1 protein-coding gene is annotated in these 556 nt (G+C 43.5%); it reads right to left on the bottom strand.

Going from position 1 to position 556, the window contains the following annotated elements:
- A partial coding sequence (locus tag BKD30_RS15855; RefSeq protein WP_218189270.1) for a hypothetical protein occupies positions 1 to 525 on the bottom strand: 525 nt, incomplete at its 3' end.
- Between the last annotated feature and the right edge of the window lie 31 nt (positions 526 to 556).

Below are 556 nucleotides of genomic sequence, written 5' to 3'. Positions count from 1 at the left end.
AGAAAATGTGATTTCGTTTTCATGTTGAATATAGGGCAGACGCACTTCTGTGATGTCCAAAATACGTAAGGCGCGTTTTTCTACTTTTCCCAAGGACAGGCTCTGCTGCTTAAATAACTCATGTTTCCTATTCAGAGTGCTGAACTGATCCTGCATCTGCAGCAATTTACGGTTCTGATTACTTTCCCGAGAACCGCTGGAACGCTCAGCACTATGCTTTAAGGTATTCAGGATAACTTTAGCCTGGCTACCTGAACGAGCAATCTGTTTACCTTGACTAGCACGTTGTTGAGCTTTTTCCCGATTATTTTGCATGGTCTGCCGCATGAGCTTGATCTCTGAATTAGCATGCTCGATGTGGCGATCCAAACTATTTAGCTCACTTGCGCGCTGTTTCGCGTAGACCTCATAGGCACCGCCGTAATGATGTAGACCGAGAGTATTCAGCTCCAAGATATCATCTACATTGCCCAAAATATCACGATCATGACTAATGATAAGTATACCGCCATTGAAGTGCATCATCTGTTCGATTAACCAATTCTTTCCTTGTTCG

It is taken from the genome of Tersicoccus phoenicis (genome assembly GCF_001968835.1).
Classification (GTDB): Bacteria; Actinomycetota; Actinomycetes; order Actinomycetales; family Micrococcaceae; genus Tersicoccus; species Tersicoccus phoenicis.
The sequence above is the reverse complement of the archived record's forward strand: the minus strand, read 5'-3'. Positions and strand labels throughout refer to the sequence as shown.